This is a genomic window from uncultured Aquabacterium sp. (assembly GCF_913773725.1).
GTDB lineage: Bacteria > Pseudomonadota > Gammaproteobacteria > Burkholderiales > Burkholderiaceae_C > Aquabacterium.
Map to the genome: position 1 here is coordinate 1 of NZ_CAJYGK010000122.1, position 6,921 is coordinate 6,921.

Below are 6,921 nucleotides of genomic sequence, written 5' to 3' on the forward strand. Positions count from 1 at the left end.
CAAGGCACGGTCTGGCAGCACCCACGGCTACGACATCATCGACCATCAGGCGCTGAATCCCGAGATCGGCGACGCGCAAGACCACGCAACCCTGTGCGAGGCGCTGGCCCAGAACGGCCTGGGGCAGCGCCTCGCACAGGGTTGCGTGGTCTTGCGCGTCGCCGATCTCGGGATTCAGCGCCTGATGGTCGATGATGTCGTAGCCGTGGGTGCTGCCAGACCGTGCCTTGAGGTAGGGCGAGGCATAGAGATGCCCGATGCCGAGTTCGGCGAGGTAGGGCACCGCCGCCGCCGCATCGACGAACCGCATCCCGGCGTGAAACTGGATGCGGTAGGTCGCCCGCGGAACCGCGGCGGTGGACAGGGGCGGCAGGCTGTCGAGCTGCCTGGCGGGGGCATCTGCGCGCGGGCGGGCACTGCGCATGGCATGGGCTGCGCCGCGCCACCGGGGGTCGCGGCGCAACTCCTCCAGCGTCAGGGGCAACTTCACGCGCCAGTTCGGATGTTGAGCCTCGGTCGTGCTGGGCACGTTGACCTGCTCAAGCTGCTGCGCGATGTCCTCCAGTTGCACCCCCGCCAGCATGGCGCGACTGCGTGCCACCAGGGTACACACCGCCTCGGTGAAGCGCGGGTCCGCATCGTCGACGCCTCCGGGGTGGGCACTGGCACCTGCTGGCCACAGGCCCTCGGCCTCCAACAGCAACAGCAGTGCCACGCGCTCGTGGGCCCGCCCCAGCACCTGGTGCCGGCGCTGCTCGTCACTGGGGTACAGGCCCAGCCGATCACGCGTGTCGATGTCGTCGCCGCGCCACCATGCGCGCAGGGTCGGCAGATCGTGCGTGCCGACCACGGCGAGTGCCTGTGGCTGCCACTCGCCGGGGGAGCGGAACTGCCCGTCCGGGCGGCGCTCGAAGTACAGCGGGCAATACGAAAGCACCCCTGCCGAGCCCAAACGCTCGCGGAAGCCTTCGGGGACCGTGCCAAGGTCTTCGCCGACCACCAGGCAGCGATGACGGTGGCTTTCCAGCGCAAGCAGGCCCAGCAGCGCATCCAGGGGATAGCTCATGTAAGTGCCATGCGCAGCCCCTTGGTCCGGCGGCACCCAGAACAATCGGGCCAGCGCCATCACATGGTCCAGGCGCAAGGCGCCGGCGTGTCGCATCACTGCGCGCAGCATCTCGATGAACGGGCCGTAGCCCCGCTCCCGCAAGGCCTGGGGGATCATGGGGGGCAGCCCCCAGTCCTGACCCGCGGGGTTGTACTCCTCCGGGGGCGCGCCGATGTGCACACCCATCGCGAACAGGCGGGGGTCGCCCCAGGTTTCAGCACCGCCTTCGTTCACCCCGACAGCGACGTCCAGATACAGCCCGAGCGGCATGCCGCGCTGGCGGGCGTGGCGTGCCGCTTCGGCAAGCTGGGTGTCGGCCAGCCACTGCAGGTAGAGGTGCCATTCCACCTCGATGCGGTGGGCATCGGTTTCCGCCCGAGCGGCCGGGCCATCGGCGTCCTGCCATTCCGGTGGCCACTGCAGCCATCCCCACGCATGCGGGTCGCGCCCGTGCGCCAAGGCCTGCAGCGTGTCGAATCGGGCCTGAAGCCACAAGGGGCGCCCGCCTCGGGCCAGAAAGGATTCGAAGGCCTTGCCACGCGGTGTACCGGCCTCGAGGTGGTGATGGCGGAAATGGCCGTAGAGCATCCGCAATACACGCTGCTTGGCACTGGCCACACCGGCGTAGTCGATGTGGGGGAGCTCGCGCAACATGTGCAGCTGTCGCTGGAAGGCGGCGCTGCGCACGAGCTGCGTGGCTGCCGCGCAGGCCGCGTACTCGGGCACGTGCTCGACGTCGATGTAGAGCGTGTTCAGCGTGGCCCGGTGCGACGGGCTGTAGGGGCTGGCGCGCAGAGGGTCATGCGGGAACAGCCCGTGCAATGGGCTGAGTCCCACAAACGCCGCGCCTTGCTCCGCCGCCAGGTCGATGAGTTGCTTCAGATCGCCGAAATCGCCCATGCCCCAGTTGCGCTCGCTGCGCAAGGCATAGAGCTGAACGGTGGGGCCCCACCAGCGCTCGCCCTGGTCCAGCGCAGGCGGCACGAAGGTGCGCTCGGGACACAGGATGAGCTGCGTTTGTAGGATCGGAGCGCCATCGGCTGCGTGGACCGTGAGCTGGTGGTAGCCCTCGGGCGGCCATGCTGACCAATGGATGCATCCCTCGTGTACCGGCCCTGCCTGGAAGCCTCCCTGCTCCAACTGGAGCTGCCAGGTGCTGGCCGCAGGGCCACACCGAGAGAGATCGAGGGCAGGCGGCCCGATCCGGCGACGGACACACGCCGGCTTGAGATCGTCGAGGCCGCTGGCGCCATGGTGCTGCGCCAGCGCATCGCGCAGGGCATCCTCCCGCTGGTCATTGTGGCCGATGGCCCGCAGAAAGTGCCGCAGTGCGGGCTCCTGCAAGGAGCGGGTCTGCCCCCAGTAATCGGTGTAGGAGCGCTGGAGCCCGAAGGCCGAACCCAGATCCAGCAGCAGGGAGGATGACGTGGTGTCGGTCATGGTGCGGTCATCCGTCATATTGCGTTGCCCATCTCCAGCCACTGCCAGCGCGCGGACCAGGGTTCAAGTTGCCCGTCATCCACCGCGCCCACATCGAGCACGATGGCCATGGGGCGATCACCCGGCTCCGTCTCCGGGCGTGTCAGTGGGGTGTCCGACAGATTGGCCTGCATCTGCAGCACCCGGGACGGCTCTCCCGGTGCCGTCATGAAGTGCCACCGAACGAGCAGCCCGCGATCCTCCAGGACGGCCGCAGTGTGGCCCGCGGGTGCCAGTTCGGGCAGATGGGGACGCAGGTCGGTTCGGCGCAGGGCCAGCAGGCGCGTGTACCAGCGCCGCCAGGCTTGTGCCTTATCCGTCTGCGCCGCGGCCCAGTCCAGCTGGCAGCGGCGCCACGTGGCTTCGTCGCACGGATCCGGTATCGCCGCGCGGGCATCCGGGTCACGGAACGCACCGAAGTGGGCGAACTCCTTGCGGCGCCCCTCGACCACGGCGTCCCGCAAGGGGCCATGCCAGTCTGCAAAGTACAGGAACGGCGCTTGTGCTCCGTGCTCCTCGCCCATGAACAGCAGCGGGGGTGACGGCGACAACAGCAGGATCGCCACGGCCAGGCGCATGGGTGCCTCTCCAACCAGCATGTTCAGGCGTTCGCCGTAAGCACGATTGCCGACCTGATCGTGGTTCAGCAGGAAGTTGACCGTGCACTGCAGGGGGACCGCTTCGGTGGCCCTGCGGCGGGGATGGGCCGCCTGCAGGACCGGGTCCGTGAGGTGAGGAGCCCCGACCATGGCGAAACCCTGGCTCAGGGACTGAGCCAGCATGCCAAGGGGGTCGTGAGCATACTCGGCGTAATAGCCCTCCCGCTCGTTCGTCAGCCAGACATGCAGGGCGTGGTGGGCATCGCCGCTCCACTGTGCGTCGAACCGACCGGATGTGCCTGGCGCAGAGAGGCGACGCGCATCGTTGTGGTCGTTCTCGAGCACGAGGTGGACGTGCCGCCCGGCGCAGGCAGCACGACACCGGATGGAAAGTGTCTCCAGGATATCGGGGCGGCTGTCGTCCTGAATGGCGTGAACGGCGTCGAACCGGAGGCCGTCGAAGCGGAACTCCTCGAGCCAGTACAGCGCGTTGTGCAGAAAGAATCCACGGACGGCAGACGCGTCGGGCCCATCGAAATTGGGTCCGGCGCCCCAGGGAGTCGGGTGCCGGTCGGTGAAGAAGGTGGGTGCATACAGAGGCAGGAAGTTGCCTTCTGGCCCGAAATGGTTGTAGACCACATCGAGCATCACCATCATGCCGAGCCGATGGGCTGCTTGAACGAATGCCTTGAGCTCGTCCGGTCGGCCATAGGCGGCATGTGGAGCGAAGTGCAGCACACCGTCATAGCCCCACCCGAACCGACCGGGAAAGGCGGCCTGCGGCATCAACTGGATGCAGGTGATGCCGACCTCGGCGAGGTAGGGTAGCCGAGCCATCGCTGCCTGATAGGTCCCCTCGGGGGTGAAGGTGCCCACATGCAGCTCGTACATCACGGCGTCGTGCCAGGGCAGGCCGCGCCACCCCTCATCCCACTCGAAGGCCAGCGGGTCGGTGACCTCGCTGGGACCGTCGATGCCCTCGGGGTTGCTGCGCGATGCCGGGTCGGGCACCGGAACCAGCCCGGCCTGCCCATGCACGCGCCACTGATAACGGGTGCCGGTCACAGCATCGGGCACGATGACCTCCCGCCAGCCCAGGGCGTCGGGCCTGGCGGGATGCGCTTGGGAACCGCCATCCGCGCCATGGACCAGCAGATCCATGTCAACTTCAGCGGGTGCCCACAAACGGAACACGGCACCGCCATGTGGCAGCAGGGAAGCCCCATAGGGCATGTGGTGGCAGGCGCGCATCATGGTCCTTGGTCATGCGGTTGGGTCATCAGCACGAGCGACCGTCCTGCGACGGGATAGCGCTCGCCGACATGCCAGGTGCGTCGGCCGGGTGTGCCGTCGTCTGCTGCGGTGTCCAGCCGCACCTCCCAGGTGTCGTGGCGGTAGGCGGGCAGTGCAAACCGAAGGCGGTCGTGATAGGCGTTCACGATAATCAGCACGCTCTCGCAGGGCAGGGCGCGGCCCTCGTCGTCGCGCTCGTCGGTCTGTTGCCCGCACCAGATCGCACAGGCACTGCGTACCGCCGGGTTGTGCCAGTCTTCGAGCCGCATCTCACCGCCGGCCGCGTTGAACCAGGCCAGGTCCTTGCGCCCGTCCGGACCCGGCAGGCCTGTCAGGAAGTCGGTCCTGCGCAGGGCAGGCAGTGCGCGGCGCAAGGCAGCAAGTCGCTGAACAAGGGCGTTGAGGGGATGACGGTCGGCGTGCGTCCAGTCCACCCAGCTCAGCGGGTTGTCCTGGCAATAGGCGTTGTTGTTGCCCCGCTGCGTGCGCCCCAGTTCATCGCCCGCCAGCAACATGGGGGTGCCGTTCGACAAGAAGAGGGTGGCCAGAAAGTTGCGTTGCTGACGGGCCCGCAAGGCCAGAACTGCCTCGTCGTCGGTCTCACCCTCCACGCCGCCGTTCCAGCTCAGGTTGTGCGCTTCACCGTCGCGGTTGTCTTCACCGTTGTCGTGGTTGTGCTTGTCGTTGTAGCTCACCAGATCCCGCAGCGTGAAGCCATCATGCGCGGTCACGAAGTTGATGCTATCGGTCGGTCGGCGGCCATCATGCTGATAGAGGTCCGCCGATCCACTGAGCCGTCGGGCCAGAACCGGCAGCATCCCTTCGTCACCGCGCCAGAAGGCGCGCACATCGTCGCGGTAGCGGCCGTTCCACTCGGCCCAGCCTGTGGGGAAGCCCCCCACACGGTAGCCGCCCGGCCCCAGATCCCACGGTTCGGCGATCAGCTTGACCCGTGACAGCACCGGGTCCTGGGCCACGGCGGCAAAGAAGCTGCTGCGCAGATCGAAATCCGCATGCGGGCCGCTTCTGGCCAGTGCCGAAGCGAGATCGAATCGGAAGCCATCCACGTGCATCTCCGTGACCCAGTAGCGCAGGCTGTCCATCACCAGCCGCAAGGCCATCGGATGGGAGGTGTCGATGGTGTTGCCCGTGCCCGTGAAATCGACGTGGTAACGGTGGTCGTGGGCCAGCCGGTAGTAGGCGGTGTTGTCGATGCCTCGCAGGCTGAGGGTCGGCCCCAGTTGGTGGCCCTCCGCGGTGTGGTTGTAAACCACATCCAGCAGCACCTCGATGCCCGCGCGGTGCAGTCGTTTGACCATGTCCTTGAACTCGGCGATGTCTCCCGTGGCGCTGTAGCGCATCTCGGGGGCGAAGAAGGCGAGGGTGTTGTAGCCCCAGTAGTTCCGCTTGCCGAGTTCAACGAGTCGATGATCGTCGACAAAGGCATGAACCGGCAGCAGCTCGACGGCTGTCACCCCCAGCGCCGTCAGGTGGCGGATGACGGGCTCACTGGCCAGCCCGGCGTAAGTACCTCGGATATCCGGCGGCACATCTGGGTGAGCGCACGTATAGCCCTTGACATGCAGTTCGCAGATGACGGTGTCACGCCATGGCGTCCGGGGTGGCGCATCGTCTTCCCAGTCATAGCGTTCGTCCACCACCACCGATTTGGGCACGAGGCCCGCGTTGTCGTCCCGGTTGAAGGACAGGTCGGCGTCATCGTCCTCCGTGTCGTAGGCGTAGTGAGCCGGCGACCAGGTCAGCGCGCCCTGCAGGGCTTTGGCATAGGGGTCAATCAGAAGCTTGGCCGGGTTGAAGCGAAGGCCAAGTTCGGGGGCGTAAGGCCCGTGCACCCGCCATCCGTAGAGCAGCCCCGGCCCGGCGTCGGGCAGGTAGCCATGCCAGATGTGACCATGGCGCTGGGTCAGCTCATACGTGGCACACGCCTCACCGTCTTCGGCCTTACGAAACAGGCACAACGCCACCCGGTCCGCCGTGCTGCTGTAGAGAGCAAAGTTGACCCCGGCGCCATCCCATGTGGCACCAAGGGGCCAGGCGTGACCACCGAGCAGCACAGGCGCGGTCATGGCCGGTGAGACCGGACGCCGCCGAGGGCCGGCTGCGGCGTGTGAGGAGAGAGGCTGAGGCGAGTCATCGCAGCCCAGAGGGCAATGCCTGTGCCTGCAGCTGGCTCACATGGGGAAGACGCCTTCTTCCAGTGCCTTGCGCGCCATCAGGAAGGCCGCCGCATTCCAGCTCTGGCCGGCCATGCCGCCCGGTGCCAGAGTGCGCCCATGAAACCACTCGGTAAAGCGCCACCCATCAAGCCGGTTGACGCACGCAAGTTTTACAAGTTCGTCAACCGGCTTGATGGGTGGCGCTTTACCGAGTGGTTTCATGGGCGCACTCTGGCACCGGGCGGCATGGCCGGCCAGAGCTGGA

At 67.2% G+C, this 6,921-nt stretch carries 3 protein-coding genes and 1 pseudogene; all 4 read right to left on the minus strand.

Annotated features, from left to right (window positions below; genetic code table 11):
* Positions 1–2,548 (minus strand): 4-alpha-glucanotransferase (malQ, locus tag QZ709_RS15175; protein ID WP_294638242.1); only part of this gene is annotated, 2,548 nt, incomplete at its 3' end.
* Positions 2,549–2,562: 14 nt separating this feature from the next.
* Complete coding sequence (gene treZ / locus QZ709_RS15180) at positions 2,563–4,440, minus strand: malto-oligosyltrehalose trehalohydrolase (protein WP_366937184.1); 1,878 nt, start codon at positions 4,438–4,440, stop codon at positions 2,563–2,565.
* On the minus strand, positions 4,437–6,566 hold the full coding sequence (gene glgX, locus QZ709_RS15185) for a glycogen debranching protein GlgX (protein ID WP_294638243.1): 2,130 nt from the start codon (positions 6,564–6,566) through the stop codon (positions 4,437–4,439). Before glgX ends, treZ begins: the two co-directional genes overlap by 4 nt.
* Positions 6,567–6,671: 105 nt before the next feature.
* Positions 6,672–6,921: pseudogene (locus tag QZ709_RS15190) on the minus strand (hypothetical protein); the annotation flags it as partial.

Coding starts and splice junctions, on each gene's coding strand:
- glgX (WP_294638243.1), bottom strand. CDS start 6,566: ATGACCGCGCCTGTGCTGCTCGGTGGTCACGCCTGGCCCCTTGGTGCC.
- treZ (WP_366937184.1), bottom strand. CDS start 4,440: ATGATGCGCGCCTGCCACCACATGCCCTATGGGGCTTCCCTGCTGCCA.